The organism is Haloarchaeobius litoreus, assembly GCF_024495425.1.
Lineage (GTDB): Archaea > Halobacteriota > Halobacteria > Halobacteriales > Natrialbaceae > Haloarchaeobius > Haloarchaeobius litoreus.
On sequence record NZ_JANHJR010000003.1, the window covers coordinates 210,876 to 229,352 of the forward strand.

Genomic DNA, 18,477 nt, shown 5'->3' on the forward strand with positions numbered 1-18,477 from the left:
TGGCGAACGTGCCGAGCGGTGCGCGGTTCGGAGCGAGTGCGAGCGAGTGAGTACCGCGATGCGAACGGGGAGCGCTAGCGACCCGTGAGCGCAGCGAGGCCCCCGAATCCACCCACACAACACCCAGACGACTTTACCGGACAACACCAATCCAAGACACGAACCAGATGCCGACCGAGGAAGCCGACACCGACGACGAGGAGCCAACACTCCCACCGACGGAGGCGTTCAGACTCCTGAGCGACGGCACACGCCTCCAGACGCTCCAAGGGCTGGTCGAACTCACCGACGCGGCGGGCTACGGGAGCGACCCGGTGTCGTTCTCCGCGCTCCACGCGCAGGTCGACACCGACGACTCGGCGCACTTCAACTACCACCTGCAGGAGCTCAGAGACCGGTTCGTCGAGCACACCGGGGACGGCTACCGGGCCCGCTACCCGGCCCGGAAGGTCGTCCGCGCCATCAGGGCGGGGACGTTCACCGAGCGCGCCGCGCTGGCGGACGAGCCCATCGACGGAAGCTGCCCACAGTGCGGCGACGCCGACCTCCGCGTCTCCTACGCCGACGAGAAGCTCCACGTCCGCTGTGCAGCCTGCGAGACGGGCCTGACGAGCAACGACTTCCCGCCGGGCGGCTTCGCGGAACGGTCGCTCGACGACGTGCTGTTCGCCTTCGACCGGCTGGTCCGCCACCGGGTCTCCTTCGCGACCGACGGGGTCTGCCCGGAGTGCACCGCGAGGATGGACGGCCACGTGACGACCGACATCCCGCCGGAGTGGGGCTACGAGGCGCTGCCGGCGTTCGACTGCGTCCGCTGCGATTTCTCCGTGCTCCCATCGTTCGGCATGCTGCTGCTCGACCACCCCGACGTGGTGGCGTTCCACCGGAACCGGGGCGAGGATCTGCGCGAGCCGCCGTTCTGGGAGCTGGCGCTCTGCGTGAGCGACCGGTACACGACCATCGAGTCGCGCGAGCCGTGGCGGGTGACCGTCCGGGTGCCGGGGGAGGAGGGGGAGCTGGTCGCCAGCGTCGAGGGGGCCGACGTGGTCGACGTGCTGGCCGAGTAGGCTCAGCGCGCGCTCGCAAAGCCGTCCCGGAACGCCACGAGCGTCCGGACGGCAGCGACGGCGAACGCGGCGAGGAACACGAGCGGGATGGCCGCGACGAACGGCGAGTAGCCGTGGCCGGGTACCGCGAGCAGCAGGGCCACCGCGAGGTCGAGCATCACGAGGGCGGTGGCGAGAACGACACTCCAGACGGCCACGAGGCGGACCGCCGACCAGCGGCCGCCCGTGCGGACGCCGTCCGCGCCGTCGAACGCCACGTCGACGGCGACGGAGGCCACGACGAGTGCGAGGACGCCCGCGAGGACCGCGACGGCCGTCTCGACGGGACCCGCGAGCGGGGCGACGCCGAGCCAGCCCGCGAGGGTGGCGGCACCGCTCAGCAGCGCGACGACGGACAGCGGTGCAACGCTGCAGAGGGCGGCGACCGACACGAGGGCGATGCGGGGGGGCGTCCGGTTCTCCGCGGTCATTGTGACGCGTACGGCCGCGGTCCAGTGTAACGGTTACGGTCGCGACGGCGAGGCGGGCGGCGGGTCCACAACAATCCGACACGGAACCGGTAACCACGGCTATCGGCCGCGGGAGCGAACCTCGACACGATGGCACGCAAGATCAAGCTCAACGAACTCGACGGACTCCTCACCGACTTCGACTACCCGGTCGACCCCGACGAGGTGGCCGCCGACTGCGAGGACGTGACCCTCCAGCTCGCGGACGGCGAGGCGAACCTCGCCGAGACTGTCGCAGGGTCGGACGCCGACACCTTCGCCTCCGTGGACGAACTCAGGAGCGAGGTACTGAGCCTGCTCCCGCGGCGCTCCGTCGGCGAGCCGTTCCAGTCCGAGGGCGAAGGGTAGGCGGTCGCGGGTGGGCGGTCGCCAGCCTCCCTCACGCCGCCGGAGTAGTGCCGGCGGCCTGCTCGAAACCCTCGGCGACGGCGGCGACGGCCCGCGTCTGGTCGGCCAGCATGTCGGCGTCGAGGACTGCCCCCTTCGTCTCGATGCCGGCCGACGACTCGCCACCCGGGAGCGACTTCATGGCCCGTTTGGCCAGCCCGCCGAGGAACGAACTGTCGTTGGCGGACACCAGCTCCGCCACCAGTCCGCCGGCGTCGCCCGCGTACACGGCATCGACGGAGTCGGCCTCCCCGAGGGTGTCGACGACGGCCGGCGTGAGGACCGCCCGGGCGAACTCCTCCGAGGGGCCCATGGCGAGCACGCCGTCGACGCTGGCGCTCGGCAGCTGGAGGTCACGCAGTGCCTCGTCGCCGGCGCTCACGTCGCCGTGGGGGTAGACCAGACAGCCCGTCCCGGCCGGTTCGTCCAGGTCGGCCTCGACACGGGTGAACGTCGACTTGCCGCTCGATTCCCCGCCGCCGGTCGACCGACTGACCGTGAACGCTCGGACGGGCCGGCCGTCGACCTCGCCCACCATGTCGGGCGTCCGGAGGGGCAGCGCGAGACCCTGGGACGAGAGGTCCGCGCCCCGGCCCGCCCGGACCCAGGCTCTCGCCTGGAACAACTGTATGACCGCCAGGCCGGCGAGCCCCACGCCGACACCGCCGCCGAAGGCGACAGCCCGACTGGGGACCAGCGACGCCGGGACCGTCGGCTCGAGCATCCCCAGGCCCACCACGATGAACCCCACCATCGACCCGAAGAACCAGAGCACCGACACCGCTCGGTAGTAGGTGTGTTTACGAACCATCCGTCGACTCACCCCCGAGTCCGTGGACTGTCGCGAGTCCCGTCCATCCAGCTTCCATGTCCGTTGCTAACATAGCGCTGGTCAAAGAACGGGGGCGCTACGTGTTTAGTGTCCGGGGTGTCGTGAGGGAGACCGGCTGCGATACCCTCACTCACCGGTCCGGAAGGAGTAGTCCAGGCTCGCCGCGGAGTGTGTCAGTGAGCCCATCGAGACGACGTCGACCCCGGTCGTCGCGTAGTCCGGCACGGTGCCGACGGTGATGCCTCCCGAGGCCTCCGCCAGCACGCCGTCGGGCAGCAGGTCGACCGCCTCGGTCGTGCGCTCGGGGCTCATGTTGTCGAGCAGGACCACGTCCGCGCCAGCGTCGGCGGCGCGTGGGGCGTCCGCGGGCGATTCGACCTCGACCTCTATCTTGGTGGCGAAGGAGACGCGCTCGCGGAAGTGCTCGACCGCCGATTCGAGCCCGAGCTCCTCGATGTGGTTGTCCTTCACCATCACCATGTGCGAGAGGTCGAGCCGGTGGGTGTCGCCGCCGCCGGCAACGACCGCGCGCTTCTCCAGCTCCCGCAGCCCGGGCGTGGTCTTCCGGGTGGCGGCGATGCGCACGTCGTCGTCCACCGCGCGGGCGGCGTCGACGGCGCGGCGGGTCCGGGAGGCGACGCCGGAGGCGTGGCCCGCGACGTTGACCGCGACGCGCTCGCCGCGGAGGACCGCCTTGGCGGGGCCCGCGACGCGGAGCACGACCTCGCCGGCGTCGATCCGTGTCCCGTCCTCGACGCGCTCGGTCACGTCGACGTCGAGGTAGTCGAACACGCGCTCGGCGGCGTCGAGGCCGGCGGCGACGCCGCCCTCCTTGGCGACGAGACGACCCGCCGTCTCCCCGGGCACCTCGTTGGTCACGTCGTGGTGGCCGAGGTCCTCGCGGAGCCACGCCTCGACCTGGCTGTCGTGCAGCATCAGTTCTGGCTGGCCGCCGCCGGCTGCTCGACGTAGTGACAGCCGACGCTCTCGGTGTTCTCGGCGGCGGCCCGCGCGACGAGCAGCGCCGTGACGCTCGCGTTCCGGAGCTCGTAGAGGTCGCGCGCGGTCCGGGTGCGGACGTAGGCGTCGACCTCCCCCTTCAGCCGTCGGAGGACGGCCTGTGCGCGGCCGAGGTCCCCGGTGTTCCGTCGCAGACCGACGTACTCGTCCATCGTGCGCCGGAGCCGGTGGAACTTCTCGCCGGCGAACCGCTCCGGTAGATCCGGGTCGCGGTCGAGCAGCTCCGGAGCCTCGACGGCCTCGGGTTCCACGCCGACCGCGTCCTCGCCGGCGCGCAAGCCCCAGACGAGCCCTTCGAGCAGGCTCGTGCTGGCGAGGCGGTTCGCGCCGTGGACGCCCGTGCGGGCGCACTCGCCGACGGCGTACAGGCGGTCGAGGCTCGCGCTGCCCTCGTGGTCGACGTCGACGCCGCCACAGAGGAAGTGCTCGCAGGGTGCGACCGGGATGCCCGACTCCCAGTCCACGCCGCGTTCCTCACACTTCGCGGCGAGGTCCGGGAACGCCTCGTCGAACGGCTCGTCGAGCGTCGACACGTCGAGCGTGACCTCGCCCGTCGCGTCTATCTCGTCCTGCACCGCCCGGGCGACCACGTCGCGGGGGGCGAGCTCGGCGTCCGCGTGGTACTCCGGCATGAACCGCTCGCCGTCGCCGTTTCGCAGGAGTCCGCCCTCGCCCCGGATGGCCTCCGAGAGCAGGAACGGGTCGTCGCCAGCGTAGGCGGTCGGGTGGAACTGCACGAACTCCATGTCCGCGACGTCGGCACCCGCCAGGGCTGCCATCGCGATGCCGTCACCGGTCGAGCCGGCCGGGTTGGTGCTCCGGCCGAACAGGTCGCCGATGCCGCCCGTGGCGAGTACCGTGGTGCCGGCGTACACCGGCTCGCCCGTCTTCTCGGTGTCGAGCATCGCGCCGTGGACCCGGCCCTCGTGCGTTATCAGCTCCAGTGCGGCGGTGTCCTCCAGAATCTCGACGGAGTCGTGGTCCGCGAGGTGGTTGAGGAACGGCCGGAGGATGTGCCGCCCGGTCGAGGCGTCCACGTGGAGGATTCGCTCCTCGGAGTGGGCCGCCTCGCGCGTGTAGTCGAACTCGCCGGCCTCGCCGTCGGCGGCGACGTCGAAGTCGACGCCGAGCGTCCGAACGAGCACGTCCTGGACGGCCGCGTCGGCGTTGTCGACGAGCACGTCCACTGCGTCCTCGTCGGCGGTGCCGGCGCTGGCGTCGAGGATGTCCTGTTTGAACGTCTCCGGGTCGGTGCCCGTCGTGGAGATGCCGCCCTGTGCCCAGTCCGAGGAGGCGTCCTCGGGCTTTGCGGCCTTCGTGACGACGAGCACGTCCGCGCCCTCGCGCGCAGCACCGAGCGCGGCCGCACAGCCCGCGATGCCGGTGCCGACGACGAGTACGTCCGTTTCTCGTGCCATCGGTCAGACCTCCAGCATCCGGTCGAGGGCGACCTTCGCGAGCTCCTTCTCCTCGGGTGCGACCTCGATGACGTTGCGCTCGCGCCCCTCGACCAGCTCCTCCAGCACCCAGGTGAGGTAGTTCGGGTCGATCTGGCGCATCGCGTTGCAGTCCATGCAGGCGTCGCCACACAGCGGGAGGACGTTCACGTCGGGGTGCCAGCGAGCGAGGTGGTTCGTGAGGTGAATCTCGGTGCCGATGGCCCAGGTGTCGCCGGGGTCGGCGTCCTCGATAGTCTGCGTGATGGTCGACGTGCTGCCGGCCCTGTCGGCAGCCTCGACGACCTCGCGGCGGCACTCGGGGTGGACGACGACCTTCGCGTCGGGGTGCTCCTCGCGCACCTGCTCGATGTGGTCGACGCGGAAGCGCTCGTGGACCTGGCAGTAGCCGTCCCAGAGGATGATGTCCGACTCGGCGACCTGCTCGGCGTCCTTGCCCTCGGGGTCCCACGGGTCCCACTCGGCCATGTTCTCCTGCATGCCGAGTCGGTGGGCCGTGTTCTCGCCGAGGTGCTTGTCCGGCAGGAACAGCACCTTGTCGCCGCGCTCGAACGCCCACTCGAACGCGCGGTGGGCGTTGGAGGACGTACAGACCAGCCCGCCCTGCTCGGCGCAGAACGCCTTCAGGTCGGCGTAGCTATTCATGTACGTGATGGGGACGATGTCGGCGTCGGGTGCCGCGTTCGTGATCTCCTCCCAGGCCGCGTCGACCTGGAGCGCCTCGGCCATCCCCGCCATGGGACAGGAGGCCTCCATCGACGGGAGGATGACGGACTGCTCGTCGTCGGTGATGATGTCGGCGGATTCCGCCATGAACGTCACGCCGCCGAAGATGACGTAGGGCGCGTCGGCCTCGGCGGCCTCCTTGCTCAGCTGGTAGGAGTCGCCGATGAAATCGGAGTGCTCGACGATCTCCCGGCGCTGGTAGTTGTGGCCCAGGATGACCACGTCGTCGCCGAGTTCGGCCTTGGCGGCCTCGATCCGTTCGGTTCGTTCGGCCTCGTCGAGGTCGCGGTACTCCGGCGGAAGCTGTTCCAGGTTGTCGTACTTGAAGAGACTGAGCTCCGTATCGAAGTCCGCGGTTTCCATTCTTGGCACGCTTAGTCCACCTGTGGGTAACTTGCAACTCTGTTCCGGACATTGAATAACTTTTCTCTTCAAAGAGGCAGAATGGCGGCTGGAAGTCACTCTTACCCCGGAGTTCGTGACACTCGTTCACACTGATTTCCGTGCCCCAGACTGCCGGAACGACAACGTACAGGAACCCCGTAGACGATGCCGAGACGTGACCTCGACCGCGCGTTCGGCGTTCGTCGACGGCGCATGCGCCGTCCTCCCGGCACTGCCGGCGAACGTCCCGTTCGGGCTGGTCGTCGGCGTCGCGGCCGCGAACCTCGGCCTCGATCCCGTGACGGCGCTCTGGTCGGCCGCCCTGCTGTTCGCCGGGGCCGCCCAGCTCGCCATGATGGAGCTGCTCGCCCGCGACGCGCCGGTCGCCGTCGCCGTCCTCACCGCCATCGTCGTCAACCTGCGCTACGCGATGTACAGCGCGAGCATCGCTCCCTACCTCCAGTCGTTCTCCCGCCGCTCGCGGCTCGTGCTCTCCTTCTTCCTGCTGGACGTGACGTACGCCCTCTCGGTGGCGAAGTTCCGGGCAGATGGGTCCGTCGACCGGCGGGCGTACTACTTCGGCACCGCGCTCCCGCTGTGGGCCACGTGGACCGTCTCCGTCACCGCCGGCGCGTCGCTCGGGACCGGACTCCCGCCCGCGTGGCATCTGGAGTTCGCCATCCCGCTGCTGTTCCTCGCGCTGCTCGTCCCGAACGTCCGGGACCGCGGTGGGGTCGTCGCGGCGGCCGCCGGCGGCGTCGGCGCAACCGCCGGCCTCGGCGTCCCGTTCGACCTCGGGCTGGTCATCGCAGCACTCGCTGGTGTCGGTCTCGGACTCGTGGCGGACCCCGACGGCACGGACGACGAACCGCCAGCGGACCGCCCGGACGAGACGCCAGACGGCACCACGGAGGGCGAGCCGTGACCTCGGCGTCCGACCCGGTCCTCTGGGCGGCGTTCGTCGCGGCCGCCGTCGGGAGCTACCTCGTCCGCGTGTCGTTCATCGTGCTGTTCCAGCGCGTCGACGAGGTGCCTCGACTGGCCGAACGCGCGCTCGAACTCGTCCCCGCCGCGGTGCTGGCGGGGCTGGTGCTCCCGTCGCTGGTCGCACCCGAAGGCACCGTGGCGGTCCTGACGCCGAAGGTCGCCGCCGGCGGAGTTGCGACCGTCGTCGCCTGGCGAACCGAGAGCATGGCGTGGACGCTGGCGGCCGGGATGGGGGCGCTGTGGCTGTTGCTGGCGGTCTGAGCGGAGAGCGCCGCCTGACTACCGCCCGTCGTGGACGACCTCGCCGTCGACGACCGTCATCGCCACGTCGATATCCCGTATCTCCTCGGCGCCGACGTCCCACGGCGACGCCTCCAGCACCACGAAGTCCGCCCGCTTCCCGACCTCGACGGTGCCCATGCGGCCCTCGTCGAAGCCCGCGTACGCGCCGCCGAGGGTGTACGCCCGTAGCGCCTCGGTCACGGAGATGCGCTGGTGCTCGCTCGGCGCGCTGACCGCGTGACAGACCCCGAGGAGCGGGTCCATCGGCATGGTGTCGCTGGAGAAGGCGAGATGCACGCCGGCGTCGAGCAGGTCGCGGTAGCGGTTCGACACCGTGCGGCGCTCCTCGCCGAGGCGCTGGTCGTACAGCCCGCCATCCTGCGCCCAGCGGAGGAAGTTCGGCTGGCAGGAGGCGACGATGCCGGACTCGGTGAAGCGCTCGACGTGCTCGTCGGTGGCGAGCTCGACGTGCTCGACGCGGTGGCGGGCCGCACCCGGGTCCTCCGTCGCCTCGAACGCCGACAGCGTCTCCTCGACGGCCTCGTCGCCGATGGCGTGGACGGTGCACTGGAGCCCGGCGTCGTCCGCTTCCGCGGTGATGTCGCGGAGCTCGTCGGGGTCGACGACCCAGGTGCCGGTCTCCTCCGGGTCGTCGGCGTAGGGCTCGGAGAGCTTCGCGGTGCGGCCGCCGAAGCTGCCGTCGGTGAACGACTTGATCGCACCGACCTGCACGAACTCGCTGCCGTGGTTCGTCCGCAGACCGGCATCCAGCACCGCGTCGAGGTGGTCGCTCCAGTAGTTGATGCGGACCCGCAGGTCGAGCTCGTCGGCCAGGTCGAGTTCGCGGTAGACACGCGGCGCGTGGGACTGGCGCACCATGTCGTGGACGCAGGTGACGCCGTGGCGGTGGGCGTAGTCCCGCGCCGCCGTGAGCAGTTCGCGCGTCTCGGCGGGGTCGGGGTCGATGGCGTCCCACACCGGCTCGACGGCGTCCTCGACGACGACGCCGGTCGGCTCGCCGTCCTCGGTGCGGACGTCTTCCGCGGGCATCGCGTCCCGGAGTCGCTCCAGCGCGACGGAGTTCAGCGCGGCCGTGTGCATGTCCACCCGGACCGCGGCGACCGGGCGCTCGTCGCTGACGCGGTCCAGGTCCGTACGCGTGAGGTACCGTGGCTCGTCCCACCCGGACTCGTCCCAGCCGAACCCGAGCAGCCAGTCGCCGTCGTCGGCCGCGTCGCTGGCGAGCGTCTCGACCGCCTCGTCGACCGAGCCCGCGTCGGAGAGGTCCGCGTGGACCTGGTACTGCCCGAGCTGCTGCATGTGCGTGTGGGCGTCCACGAACCCCGGGAGCACCGTCCGTCCCCCGCAGTCGACGACGTCGGTGTCGACGCCGACGAGGAAGTCGATCTCGTACGCGCTGTCGAGACGGACGACCTCGCCGTCGCGGACGGCGACTGCCTCGTACGTCTCGTCGGGGTCGGCGAGCGTGTGCACCTCCGCGTTCGTGAGGACGCGGTCGGCCGCTGTGGTCATGTTCCCAGCCCCGCCTGCCGTGGGCAAAACCGTTCCGGATGCGGTGGTCTCGTCGACCGACCCGGAACGCACCCGTCGCGGCCCCGCTTTTCAGCGTCTGGGAACCGGAACCCCGGTTGAAGGGGTTTCCCCGACCATGTTCACGTGTAGAGGTGACCGACCATGGCAACCAACGAACTCGAGACCGAGCTGTTCGGACGTAGCGCCCGGTTCAACTACTCCGCGACGTGGGTCGGCTACGCGCTGCTGGGCCTCCGGCTCATCATGGGCTGGACGTTCTTCTACGCGGGCATCACGAAGGTCCTCGACCCGGACTGGTCGGCGAGTGGCTTCCTGCTGAACGCCATCCCCGAGGGCAACCCCTTCGGCGGGATGTGGGCGACCATGGCCAACGAGTACGTCTGGCTCATCGACCCGCTGAACGCATGGGGGCTCACGCTCGTCGGGCTCGCGCTCCTGCTCGGCGCGTTCGTCCGCTTCAGCGCGTTCTGGGGCGCGATCATGATGCTGTTCTACTGGGCGGCCAGCCTGCCGCTCGCGAACGGCATCGTCATCGACTCCCACATCGTCTACGCGCTGTTGCTGTTCGGCCTCGGCGCGTTCGGGGCCGGCCGCATCCTCGGCGTGGACGCGTACCTCGAGGAGCGTGACTTCGTCCGGGAGAACCGTCCGGTCCAGTACCTGCTCGGGTGACCCGGCCGAGGTCCCCGTTCCACGATGGTCTCCACGACACCGTTCGCCGTCCTGGCGAACGCGGTCTCGGTCGCGCTCGGCGGCGTCGTCGCGCACGTCGCCTACCGCGCACATCGACGGACCGCCTCGCGGCCGTTGCTCTGGCTGGCGGTCGGGCTGGCCGCGCTGACGGCCGCCGGCGTGCTCGGCGTCGCGGACGGGCTGGTGGGGCTCGACCCGACGGTGCGGCGACTGGGACAGGCCGTCGCGCTGGCGGTCGGTTTCGCGCTCGTGGCGGTAGCGCTCTACCAGCAGGTCGAGTGAGCCGCCTGGCGGCTCAGCGGTGCGTCAGCGTTCCCTGGTCGTCGATATCGAAGGCGATGAAGTCGTCGCCGTCGTCGTGAGGGTAGTAGTGGAAGTGGTCCTGGTCGGTCAGGAAGTTGTCGTCCTCGTAGGCGTCGTAACGTGCGATGTAGGGCCGCTTCTCGACGACCGCCTCACGGGTCTCACCGCCGTCGGCAGGGACATCGAAGCGAGCGTCGTAAACGAGTGCCTCACTTCGCGACCGGTTCTCGCCTGGACGCAACAGCTCGATATAGACCGTGTACGGACTGTCGTCGTGATTGAATACGGACAAATCGAGCGTCGCGGACCCGGAGGACAGTACTGAACACCCGGCCAACGAGGCCAGCGCGCCGGTCGTCGCGAGGAGGGCACGGCGTCTCATGCCCGTAGAGCATCTATCCCCACTGGTAAGTACCTTTTCCGGACAGCAGACGCCGTCGCCGGTTCAGAAACTCAGCGGCTCCGCATCGTTCCACGTCGGCTCGAACTCGGCGTACACCTCGCCCGCGAACTCGGGGTCTTTGAGGTCTATCATCGCGAACGTCTCCCGGGAGCCCAGCGGGTTCGGCACCTGGATGACGACCTCCATGTCGTCGATGAGGTTGAACGTGCCCGTGACCTCCTCGCTCGTGCGCACCTGGAAGGAGTCCTCGCCGGAGAGGCGCTCCCGGTAGCGGCGGCCGACCTCCTCCGAGAGGGAGGCGACCATCTCGCGGGTGAGCAGCACGTCGACGTCGACGCCGCGCTCGATGGCCTCCTCCAGCTCCTCGACGATCTGGTCGCCGACCTCGGTCACGTCGAACTGGGGCGACGGCGTCGAGGCGACCATGATGATGCGCTCGTCGGCCGCGGTGAGCCGTTCGAGCAGCAGGTCGGTCGTCTCCTCCTCGCCGACGGAGGCGGTCCAGAACTGCTCCTCGACGGGCTCGGCGGCGTCGAGCTCGTCCGACAGCTCGTCGACGATGTTCTCGTACTGCTCGGCCTTCTCCTCCAGCTCGCGTTTCTTGTCGTCCAGCAGGCGGTCGAGCGCGGTCGATGGCTCCACCGCGACGTACTTCTTCGGGCGGCTCGCGGTCTGTGACCGCACGAGATTGTACTGCTCGATGCTGTTCAGCACGTCGTAGATGCGGCCCATCGGCACGTCGCTCGCCCGGGACAACTCCTTGGCCGTTGTCGGACCAGTGTTCAACAGCGCTCGGTAGGCTCTCGCCTCGTACTCCGACAGACCCAGGTCCCTCAAACTCGCCATAATAAACAGTGTCTCAGTGGAGAACCATAAACACAACGGTAGTTGTTTCGTCGGCAGGTGTCCCGAACCGCACGCAGGCGTCGGGTCGGCGGCCACCTGGGTGCGCCCCGATGGTTCAGCGCACCAGCTCGGAGACGCGCCCGCTGAGTTCTTCCGGCGTCGTGGCTGGCTCGCTCGTCTCGTCGCCACGGACCACATAGGCCGCCTCGCTCGCCTCGAACCCCTCGGCGGCCGGCACCACGACCTTCTCGTGGTCTGCCATCCTGAGCGCGGCACGGTGGAGGTCGCTCCCCGCGTCGGCCGTCACGGCGATGACGAGCGGCTCGTTCAGCAGCCGCGACACCGCGCTCCCGTAGGCCGCGATGCGCACGCCGAAGCGGTCCGCCGCGCCCGCGAAGGCCGCAAGCGTCCCCCGGGCCACCTCGCGGTAGCGCTCCTCCCCCGTCAGCACCGCGAGGTCGACCAGCGCGTCCGCGAACTCCACGTTGCCGTCGAGCGGGCGCAGGGGACGGTCGAGCAGCCCCGCGCCCTCCCGGGGGCCGTCGACGAACGACTCGCCGGAGCGGAGCGTCTCTATCGTGTGGTCCGCGACGGCCCGAGCGATCTCGGTCGGGGTCGCGTCGGCGTTCGCATCGGCGAGCGCGTCCGGGCCGAGCACCTGCCGCGCACGCGTCAGCGCCCCCACGACCCGCGCGTGGTCGACGAGCAGCCCCGACGCGCCCACCTCGTCGGCGGTCCGGTAGTGCGTGACCACGCCGTCGTCCACGAGGTCGTCGACGAGATGGGTCAGCGCGCGCTCGCCGTACCGACGCGCACCCTCGTCGTCGGTGTAGCCGTGGTAGGTGAGGAGGCCATCGACCGCGAGCGCGTTCCAGTCCGCGAAGACGGTGTCGTCGACGGACGGGGCGGGGGCGTCCTCGCGGTCGCTCGCCGCCGCCGTGTAGTAGTCCCGACCCTCGCCGGCGGCCTGGCTCCCCGCGAACGCCTCGCCCGTCCAGAGCGTCGTCGTCAGGTAGTCCACCGTCGACGCCGCGGGCTGGCGGAGCTCTTCCTTCCCCGTCAGCAGGTAGGCGTTCGCGAACGCCCGAACCAGCGCCGCGTTCGTGTCCAGCACCTTCTCGTAGTGCACGTCGGTCCAGTCCGGGTTGCCCGCGAACCGGAAGAATCCGCCCTCGTAGTCGTCCAGCAGGTTCGCGCTCACCGCGTTCAGGCTCCGTAGCGCCTGCTCCCGCTCACGCTTCAGCGCGAACTCGATGGTCCGCGGCAGCGGGAACTTCTCCGCCTCGCCCCAGCCACCCGCCTGCTCGTCGTACGCCGCCATGAGCTGGCCGACCAGGTTCGACTCGATGTCCGGCGTGAGCTCTCCCGCGGGGGTGTCCGTCCCCTGGAGCGCCCGCGGGACTCTCCCGGCGGACGCCCCCTTCCCGTCCCACATCTCCCGCACCGAGTCGAGCACCTGCCGCATCCCGTCCACGCCGAGGTAGCCCGCGCCCGTCAGGACCTCGCCCTCGGGCGTGAGGAACACCGTCGACGGGAACCCGCCCATGTTGTAGCGATCTCGTACTCTGGGATGGCGGTCGACGTCCACTCTGACCGGCACGAACCCGTCGTTCACGTTCGCCGCGATCCGCGGCTCGTCGTACGTCTCCCGGTCCATCTCGTGACAGTGCGAGCACCAGGTTGCGGAGAGCGAGAGGAGGACCGGCTTGTTTCGAGCGTCTGCTGCGTCGAAGGCGTCCTGGCCCCACTCCCGCCACTCGACGCGCGTCTCGACTGCGGACTCGTCCATGACTTGGGCTTCGGGTGTGCGTGCCTAAGGGTTGCGTGTTGTCGGTATTGGTTGGAGGACTGCGGGTCACCTGTGCGTTCGATACTCCCTTCGGTACCAGCCAGAAAACCCCTTCATTGACGAGAACGGCAAGAGAGAAGGACAGCCAGAAAGCCCCGAGTGGCTGGAGTCGGGGGGCTTGCTGCGGTCCTCGTGCCTGCGGTCCTTGCGTCGCCCGCCTTCCTCCAGCCACTCGCCCCTTTCAGTCCCACCCGACCGAACCTCACGCCTCCCCAGCCGACTGCGATGCTCGCTGGCGCTGTCGTTCGAAAGACGCCTCCGGCGTCTTTCGTGATGACGAGAGAGCGAAGCTCTCTCGAACCACGCTTCTCGCCCCTCGCACGGGTTCGGCTCGACACGCTCCCTTGCGGTCGCGCGTCTCGCCAGCCGCGCGCCAGACGGAAACTCAGGCTCGGGTCGTCACCCGAGGACTGGGACACGACGCGCGCTCTCGTTGGTGGCCGGCGGCATCACAGTGATGCTCCCGTCGTCGCCGGTCACGGTCGCGCCGTCGACGAAGCCGGCGTCGCCCCAGAGCACGACGACCGTCTCGTCGCTGACGCGCAACACGTCGAAGGCGTGCCCGTCGTGGCTCCAGCGGCCGTCGGTCGCGTTCGCGCGCTGGTCGAGGAACGCCTCGAACGCGCCCTCGAACTCGGTGGCGTTGGCGGCGTCGTCCCAGCGGAGCACCCAGGCGTGGCCCTGGTCGCTGCCCTGGAAGAACACGACCTCGCGGTCCATCCCCCAACCGGCGGCGGCCTCGGCCGCACGGTCCGAACCGAGCGCGGGCCCGAGCAGGATCCGGGTGTACATTTCCCCGCGTACGTCCCGACGACCGGTCTCCCACGCCGACGCGGAGGTGTTGGCGGTCACGGTGAGGTTCCGGGGCGGTTCGTCGCCGCGCTCGGGGTGGAGGACCTGCTCGGTGGTCCGCGGCGGGTCGGCGTACACCTCGTCGAGCTGCTGTGGCGAGTCGATGCGCTGGTGGAGGTAGGCCGCGCCGAGGTAGTGGCCCGACCACATGACACGACGGACGATACCGAAGTCGTCCCACCGGGGTGCAATCTCCTCGCTCAGATTCCGCGAGTCGGACAGGTGCTCGTCGGCGTAGGTGTCCGCCACGTAGGTCGGGCCGCCTTCGACGAGTGCTCTCTGCACGGCTCCGCCGTCGGTCGTCTGGAGGTACTCGCGACCAATCTCGTCGAGCAACTGCTCTCGTCGACCGTCCGATTGGTACCGGTGCGATAGCTCGTGCGCCAGCACGTTCGCGATGATCGAATCCGACGCGTTCGGCCCGTACATGACGTTGACCGGACCGCCACTTCCGATGAGAACCCCTCCACCAGCGGGGAAAGACGTCACTTCCGTGCGTGCAAAAACGTAGTGGAGTCCCGAGGTCCCTCCTTTCGAGGCCACTGCGGACATGTTATTTCTCTGGTCCACGTTCACCGTAACGGAGGAGACGTTACTCGGTTGGACACGCTGGACGTACTCGGCGATGGGTCGTACGTCGATGGCTAATGTATCACCTCTGACCCTCACCTCAGGTGAATTTGTTTCGTTCTCATTTGTTGTCGTCTGTTCTCTTACGTCTGTTTCTTCTGTTATATCTGAGGTGGTTTCAACAGTGTCTGTTGTGTTGGAACCGAAACTAGCACACCCAGCCAAGACCAATACAACGACTAAAATAGCGATTCCTTTCTCCATGGTCAATTCAGCATGCGCCGCCAAAGCAAGTATGGCAGCAGTTGTAAGAGTCTTGGGGACAGCAGCAATACCTTAGAGACCCACCATTTGTATAGCAATCGAGAGTTTTAGTACAGCAGACTACGTCGCGCTCTCTACACCCACAGTTTGCTACCCCTGTGGTACACGCGTTGTCAAGATAGTAACATCCATCATCACTCTGTATCTCGCCATCAGTTATACTTATGACGGTGGCCTCATCCGAATTTTCGGTGGTTGGTATAATCACGGCGTACTGTCTTCCAACCTCAGGTTCTACGTTGATACCAATTGTTCTATCCTCGGTTTCTTTGCGGATGTGAATGTGTGCCCGTTGTTCCTGTGCTTCTTCCTCTGTCCCATCGGCAGGAACTGGCTTGTTATCAGTATAGACCTGAACCCTATCATGGTTTACCTCTGCCACGTCGGCTGACTCGATATAACCTTCCCGACGCAGATATTCCAGCAGCTCGGAAGCCTCTTCGTTCACCGTCTCAATTGCATCCTCTTCCGGTTGGTACTGACTGATAATCTCTTGTCGTCTGATTTCTGCTGTAACGTCACCAGTGGGATCAATCGCCGAAGCGATTCCAGTGAACCCGAGTGATGCAGCCCCTGCTGACAGTCCTCCAAGTACCTTCCGTCGAGAGAATATATCATCTTCTGGTTGTTCTGTTACAGACTCTGAACCGTCGTCCATTGACCCGATTAGCTCCTGTTTCTTCATGGGTTCATCTCTGTCAGATGCCATTGTATTCCGATAGAAATAGCCAATAATAATAAATCTTTGGTTCGGAGCGATAGGTATTCGAATATAAGAAATACTGGCGCAACTCACGGTCATAAAAATAGAAAAAGGGCTTTGAGGGGTGGCCCGCTACACCCGGACATGCGAACGCTCCGGTACATCGGGCTGCTGTTGCTCATCCCCCTGCTCGATGCGATCCTGCTCGTGGCCATCGCGGCCTGGGGCTTCCTCGGTCCCATCGAGACGGTCGCGCTGGTCGTCCTGACCGGGCTCATCGGGATGTTCCTCGTCCGCGCCGAAGGCCGCAGGACAATCCGGAAGATACAGCGCAAGCTCGCCGAGGGGAAGGCCCCGACGAACGAGCTCATGGACGGCGGCCTGCTCATCGCGGCCGGGGCGTTCCTCCTCACGCCCGGGTTCGTCACCGACGCGCTGGGCGTCCTGCTCACCATCCCCGTCACCCGGGTGCCCATCCGCGTCGTCCTGAAGAAGTACGTCGTCACGCCGTACATCGACAAGCAGGTCGACGGGATGGCCTCGGGCAACGTCTGGACCTACGGCTTCCCCGAGGACGAGGACCCGTTCGAGAACGTCGGCGGCGCGAGCGGCGGTGGCGGCGGCTTCGGCGGCCCGGGCGCTGGCTCCGGCGACGTCGGCGGTAACCCCGACGACGACGTGTACGACCTCGGCGACGACGCCTACGACATCGAGTTCGAGGAGAAGGACTGAGCGTGCGACGGCGTGCCGATGGACTGCGAGAAAGAAACGTTTAAACGTTCCACCACTCAACTCAAAATCGCAGCCTTCGGGCCGATAGCTCAATCAGGTTGAGCGCCACTCTGATAAGGTGGAGGCTCTCGGTTCAAATCCGAGTCGGCCCACTTTTCGCGGACCCACGACCGACCAGCAGTGCGTGACGGCCGAACGGTTTTGCCTCCGGGGAGAGTCGCGTGCACCATGGCCGAACTCGTTCGGACACCAGCAGCGCGGTTCGAGGGGTTGCCGGGCTACGACTACGACGCGGAGTACGTCAGCGTCGGCGAGCCGGAGATGGCCTACGTCGACGAGGGTGAGGGCTCGGAGACGTTCCTCTGTCTGCACGGCGAGCCGACGTACTCGTTCCTCTACCGCAAGATGGTCCCGACGCTCGCCGAGCACGGCCGCGTCGTCGCGCCCGACTTCGTCGGGTTCGGACGCTCGGAGAAGTACACCGACGAGGACGCGTACTCGTTCGACGCGCACTACGACTGGCTCGTGGCGTTCCTCGAGGAGCTCGACCTCGACGGCCTCACCCTCGTCTGTCAGGACTGGGGCGGCATCCTCGGGCTCGCGGCAGCGGCACACCACCCCGAGCGGTTCGACCGCATCGTCGCAATGAACACGGGCATCCCCGACGGCACGCAGGAGATGCCCGACGTGTGGCACGAGTTCCGGGAGGCCGTCGAGACCGCGGAGACGCTGGACGTCGCCCGGCTCGTCGAGTCCGGCTGTACGAGCGAGCTCTCGGATGACGTGCTCGACGCCTACAGCGCGCCGTTCCACACCGAGGCGGTGAAGGCCAGCGTGCGGACCTGGCCGGGGATGGTGCCGCTGTCGCCCGACGACGAGGGGGCGGACGTGATGCGGGCGACGCGCGAGCGTCTCGCCGACTGGGAGGAACCCGCGTTCGTGCTGTTCTCCGATTCGGACCCGATCATGCGCTCGAACCGCGACCCACTGCGTGGGTTCTTCCCGACCGCGGCCGACCAGCCCGACGTGTGGGTCGAAGGGGCGGGCCACTTCCTGCAGGAGGACGCCGGAGAGACAGTCGCCGAGCACGTCGTCGCGTTCGTCGACCGGACCTAGCTCGGTTGCCCGGCGGACAGAACTATGTGGCCGCCGACACGTGTGAGCAGTATGAAGCGTCGGGGCCAGGCCGGCATCGGGACCCTCGTCATGTTCGTCGCGCTCGTCACCGTCGCGGCCATCGCGGGTGGCGCGCTACTGGGCGGGGCGAACGCCATCCGGCTGCAGGCCGAGGACGAGACCGAGTCGACCATCGCCGACATCGGGACCGGCCTGACCGTCGTCAACGAGGTCGGGCGCGTGAACGACGACGGCGAGAGCGTCCGCTACGTTCGCCTCAGCGTGAAACTCGGCTCGGGGACCAACGAGAGCGACCTCCGGAACGCGACAATCCACTACACCGACGACGACACCACGGCGACACTGAACTTCACGAACCAGACCGCGAACGCGACGAACTTCAGCGTCGCCGCGCCCGTCGACGCCGACGACTCGGCACCGGTACTCAACGACGAGACGGACACGTTCCACATCTTCGTCGCGGTCGAGGCCATCCGCGCGGGCGTGGAGGACGGTCCCGCCGGTATCACCTGGCGGACGAACGCAGGGCTCACCATCGTCACGGAGGACGATATGCGCACGACGGTAACGCTGACACCGCCGGCCGCGCTCGAGGGAAAGCAGTGGGTCGGCGTCTGAGCGCGAGGAACGTGACCGGGAACCGATTCGGTAGTCGGCCGTCGGACGAACCGACGCCGTCGAGGGCCTACCAGTCGAGTCGTTCGACGCTGTAGCTTCCACAGGCCGGGCACGTGTGGTACTGAACGTCGAACCGTGATTCACAGGACTGGCAGGTGTACTCGCCCCCGAACTCCCGTGTCGAAACGACGCCCTGCAGACGGCGTTTGACTGCTGTCAGCGGTCCCATCCTACTCCCAAAC

Annotated in this window: 20 protein-coding genes and 1 tRNA gene; 10 read left to right on the top strand and 11 right to left on the bottom strand. The window is 68.1% G+C overall.

Annotated features, from left to right (window positions below):
* The first annotated feature begins 167 nt into the window (after positions 1–167).
* Entirely contained in the window at positions 168–1,067 is a 900-nt protein-coding gene (locus NOW55_RS13465; RefSeq protein WP_256400631.1) for a DUF7351 domain-containing protein, read from the top strand.
* Positions 1,068–1,069: 2 nt separating this feature from the next.
* Here the strand turns inward: NOW55_RS13465 and NOW55_RS13470 are convergent, their stop codons facing one another.
* A complete protein-coding gene (locus tag NOW55_RS13470; protein WP_256400632.1) occupies positions 1,070–1,537 on the bottom strand; it encodes a hypothetical protein in 468 nt (155 codons plus the stop codon).
* Between the two features lie 129 nt (positions 1,538–1,666).
* Here NOW55_RS13470 and NOW55_RS13475 point away from each other — a divergent pair, with 129 nt between their 5' ends.
* Positions 1,667–1,924 carry a DUF5789 family protein gene (locus NOW55_RS13475; RefSeq protein ID WP_256400633.1) on the top strand — a complete coding sequence of 86 codons (258 nt, stop codon included), beginning with the start codon at positions 1,667–1,669 and terminating at the stop codon, positions 1,922–1,924.
* Between the two features lie 31 nt (positions 1,925–1,955).
* Here the strand turns inward: NOW55_RS13475 and NOW55_RS13480 are convergent, their stop codons facing one another.
* From NOW55_RS13480 to nadA, 4 genes are all read right to left on the bottom strand, one after another.
* Complete coding sequence (locus NOW55_RS13480) at positions 1,956–2,774, bottom strand: hypothetical protein (protein WP_256400634.1); 819 nt, start codon at positions 2,772–2,774, stop codon at positions 1,956–1,958.
* Positions 2,775–2,921: 147 nt separating this feature from the next.
* Complete coding sequence (gene nadC / locus NOW55_RS13485; RefSeq protein ID WP_256400635.1) at positions 2,922–3,731, bottom strand: carboxylating nicotinate-nucleotide diphosphorylase; 810 nt, start codon at positions 3,729–3,731, stop codon at positions 2,922–2,924.
* Positions 3,731–5,233, bottom strand: a complete 1,503-nt coding sequence (locus tag NOW55_RS13490) for an L-aspartate oxidase (RefSeq protein WP_256400636.1) — start codon at positions 5,231–5,233, stop codon at positions 3,731–3,733. The genes nadC and NOW55_RS13490 overlap by 1 nt, the downstream gene beginning before the upstream one ends.
* A 3-nt stretch (positions 5,234–5,236) precedes the next feature.
* Entirely contained in the window at positions 5,237–6,361 is a 1,125-nt protein-coding gene (nadA, locus tag NOW55_RS13495; protein WP_256401428.1) for a quinolinate synthase NadA, read from the bottom strand.
* A 196-nt stretch (positions 6,362–6,557) separates the two neighbouring features.
* On the opposite strand from nadA, the gene NOW55_RS13500 reads away from it, so the two are divergent.
* A complete protein-coding gene (locus NOW55_RS13500; protein WP_256400637.1) occupies positions 6,558–7,307 on the top strand; it encodes an AzlC family ABC transporter permease in 750 nt (249 codons plus the stop codon).
* Entirely contained in the window at positions 7,304–7,630 is a 327-nt protein-coding gene (locus NOW55_RS13505; RefSeq protein ID WP_256400638.1) for an AzlD domain-containing protein, read from the top strand. Before NOW55_RS13500 ends, NOW55_RS13505 begins: the two co-directional genes overlap by 4 nt.
* A gap of 18 nt (positions 7,631–7,648) precedes the next feature.
* Here NOW55_RS13505 and NOW55_RS13510 read toward each other — a convergent pair whose 3' ends face one another.
* A complete protein-coding gene (locus NOW55_RS13510) occupies positions 7,649–9,184 on the bottom strand; it encodes an amidohydrolase (RefSeq protein ID WP_256400639.1) in 1,536 nt (511 codons plus the stop codon).
* Positions 9,185–9,346: 162 nt separating this feature from the next.
* Here NOW55_RS13510 and NOW55_RS13515 point away from each other — a divergent pair, with 162 nt between their 5' ends.
* On the top strand, positions 9,347–9,877 hold the full coding sequence (locus NOW55_RS13515; protein ID WP_256400640.1) for a DoxX family membrane protein: 531 nt from the start codon (positions 9,347–9,349) through the stop codon (positions 9,875–9,877).
* Between the two features lie 24 nt (positions 9,878–9,901).
* A complete protein-coding gene (locus tag NOW55_RS13520) occupies positions 9,902–10,180 on the top strand; it encodes a DUF7521 family protein (protein ID WP_256400641.1) in 279 nt (92 codons plus the stop codon).
* A gap of 13 nt (positions 10,181–10,193) precedes the next feature.
* On the opposite strand, the gene NOW55_RS13525 is transcribed toward NOW55_RS13520, so the two are convergent.
* From NOW55_RS13525 to NOW55_RS13545, 5 genes are all read right to left on the bottom strand, one after another.
* Positions 10,194–10,583, bottom strand: coding sequence for a hypothetical protein (locus NOW55_RS13525; protein ID WP_256400642.1), 390 nt, complete (start codon positions 10,581–10,583; stop codon positions 10,194–10,196).
* A gap of 63 nt (positions 10,584–10,646) precedes the next feature.
* On the bottom strand, positions 10,647–11,450 hold the full coding sequence (locus NOW55_RS13530; protein ID WP_256400643.1) for a TrmB family transcriptional regulator: 804 nt from the start codon (positions 11,448–11,450) through the stop codon (positions 10,647–10,649).
* Between the two features lie 115 nt (positions 11,451–11,565).
* Positions 11,566–13,239 carry a DUF255 domain-containing protein gene (locus NOW55_RS13535; protein WP_256400644.1) on the bottom strand — a complete coding sequence of 558 codons (1,674 nt, stop codon included), beginning with the start codon at positions 13,237–13,239 and terminating at the stop codon, positions 11,566–11,568.
* Positions 13,240–13,698: 459 nt separating this feature from the next.
* Positions 13,699–14,580, bottom strand: coding sequence for a hypothetical protein (locus tag NOW55_RS13540; protein ID WP_256400645.1), 882 nt, complete (start codon positions 14,578–14,580; stop codon positions 13,699–13,701).
* 412 nt (positions 14,581–14,992) lie between these two features.
* On the bottom strand, positions 14,993–15,754 hold the full coding sequence (locus NOW55_RS13545) for a hypothetical protein (RefSeq protein ID WP_256400646.1): 762 nt from the start codon (positions 15,752–15,754) through the stop codon (positions 14,993–14,995).
* A 138-nt stretch (positions 15,755–15,892) separates the two neighbouring features.
* Between NOW55_RS13545 and NOW55_RS13550 the strand changes: the two genes are divergently transcribed.
* The 4 genes from NOW55_RS13550 (at position 15,893) to NOW55_RS13565 (ending at position 18,235) form a co-directional block, all read left to right on the top strand.
* The gene (locus NOW55_RS13550) at positions 15,893–16,480 is read left to right on the top strand and encodes an FxsA family protein (RefSeq protein WP_256400647.1); all 588 of its coding nucleotides are present in this window, start codon (positions 15,893–15,895) and stop codon (positions 16,478–16,480) included.
* Between the two features lie 78 nt (positions 16,481–16,558).
* A tRNA-Ile gene (locus tag NOW55_RS13555) sits at positions 16,559–16,632 on the top strand.
* A 76-nt stretch (positions 16,633–16,708) separates the two neighbouring features.
* Positions 16,709–17,596 carry a haloalkane dehalogenase gene (locus NOW55_RS13560; protein ID WP_256400648.1) on the top strand — a complete coding sequence of 296 codons (888 nt, stop codon included), beginning with the start codon at positions 16,709–16,711 and terminating at the stop codon, positions 17,594–17,596.
* A 51-nt stretch (positions 17,597–17,647) separates the two neighbouring features.
* The gene (locus tag NOW55_RS13565; RefSeq protein ID WP_256400649.1) at positions 17,648–18,235 is read left to right on the top strand and encodes an archaellin/type IV pilin N-terminal domain-containing protein; all 588 of its coding nucleotides are present in this window, start codon (positions 17,648–17,650) and stop codon (positions 18,233–18,235) included.
* Positions 18,236–18,477: the final 242 nt, after the last annotated feature.

What these genes read in the sequence shown, in the direction of transcription:
- NOW55_RS13465 (WP_256400631.1), top strand. Translation starts at nt 168, where the DNA reads ATGCCGACCGAGGAAGCCGACACCGACGACGAGGAGCCAACACTCCCA.
- NOW55_RS13470 (WP_256400632.1), bottom strand. Translation starts at nt 1,537, where the DNA reads ATGACCGCGGAGAACCGGACGCCCCCCCGCATCGCCCTCGTGTCGGTC.
- NOW55_RS13475 (WP_256400633.1), top strand. Translation starts at nt 1,667, where the DNA reads ATGGCACGCAAGATCAAGCTCAACGAACTCGACGGACTCCTCACCGAC.
- NOW55_RS13480 (WP_256400634.1), bottom strand. Translation starts at nt 2,774, where the DNA reads ATGGTTCGTAAACACACCTACTACCGAGCGGTGTCGGTGCTCTGGTTC.
- nadC (WP_256400635.1), bottom strand. Translation starts at nt 3,731, where the DNA reads ATGCTGCACGACAGCCAGGTCGAGGCGTGGCTCCGCGAGGACCTCGGC.
- NOW55_RS13490 (WP_256400636.1), bottom strand. Translation starts at nt 5,233, where the DNA reads ATGGCACGAGAAACGGACGTACTCGTCGTCGGCACCGGCATCGCGGGC.
- nadA (WP_256401428.1), bottom strand. Translation starts at nt 6,361, where the DNA reads ATGGAAACCGCGGACTTCGATACGGAGCTCAGTCTCTTCAAGTACGAC.
- NOW55_RS13510 (WP_256400639.1), bottom strand. Translation starts at nt 9,184, where the DNA reads ATGACCACAGCGGCCGACCGCGTCCTCACGAACGCGGAGGTGCACACG.
- NOW55_RS13515 (WP_256400640.1), top strand. Translation starts at nt 9,347, where the DNA reads ATGGCAACCAACGAACTCGAGACCGAGCTGTTCGGACGTAGCGCCCGG.
- NOW55_RS13520 (WP_256400641.1), top strand. Translation starts at nt 9,902, where the DNA reads ATGGTCTCCACGACACCGTTCGCCGTCCTGGCGAACGCGGTCTCGGTC.
- NOW55_RS13525 (WP_256400642.1), bottom strand. Translation starts at nt 10,583, where the DNA reads ATGAGACGCCGTGCCCTCCTCGCGACGACCGGCGCGCTGGCCTCGTTG.
- NOW55_RS13530 (WP_256400643.1), bottom strand. Translation starts at nt 11,450, where the DNA reads ATGGCGAGTTTGAGGGACCTGGGTCTGTCGGAGTACGAGGCGAGAGCC.
- NOW55_RS13535 (WP_256400644.1), bottom strand. Translation starts at nt 13,239, where the DNA reads ATGGACGAGTCCGCAGTCGAGACGCGCGTCGAGTGGCGGGAGTGGGGC.
- NOW55_RS13540 (WP_256400645.1), bottom strand. Translation starts at nt 14,580, where the DNA reads ATGTACGGGCCGAACGCGTCGGATTCGATCATCGCGAACGTGCTGGCG.
- NOW55_RS13545 (WP_256400646.1), bottom strand. Translation starts at nt 15,754, where the DNA reads ATGGCATCTGACAGAGATGAACCCATGAAGAAACAGGAGCTAATCGGG.
- NOW55_RS13550 (WP_256400647.1), top strand. Translation starts at nt 15,893, where the DNA reads ATGCGAACGCTCCGGTACATCGGGCTGCTGTTGCTCATCCCCCTGCTC.
- NOW55_RS13560 (WP_256400648.1), top strand. Translation starts at nt 16,709, where the DNA reads ATGGCCGAACTCGTTCGGACACCAGCAGCGCGGTTCGAGGGGTTGCCG.
- NOW55_RS13565 (WP_256400649.1), top strand. Translation starts at nt 17,648, where the DNA reads ATGAAGCGTCGGGGCCAGGCCGGCATCGGGACCCTCGTCATGTTCGTC.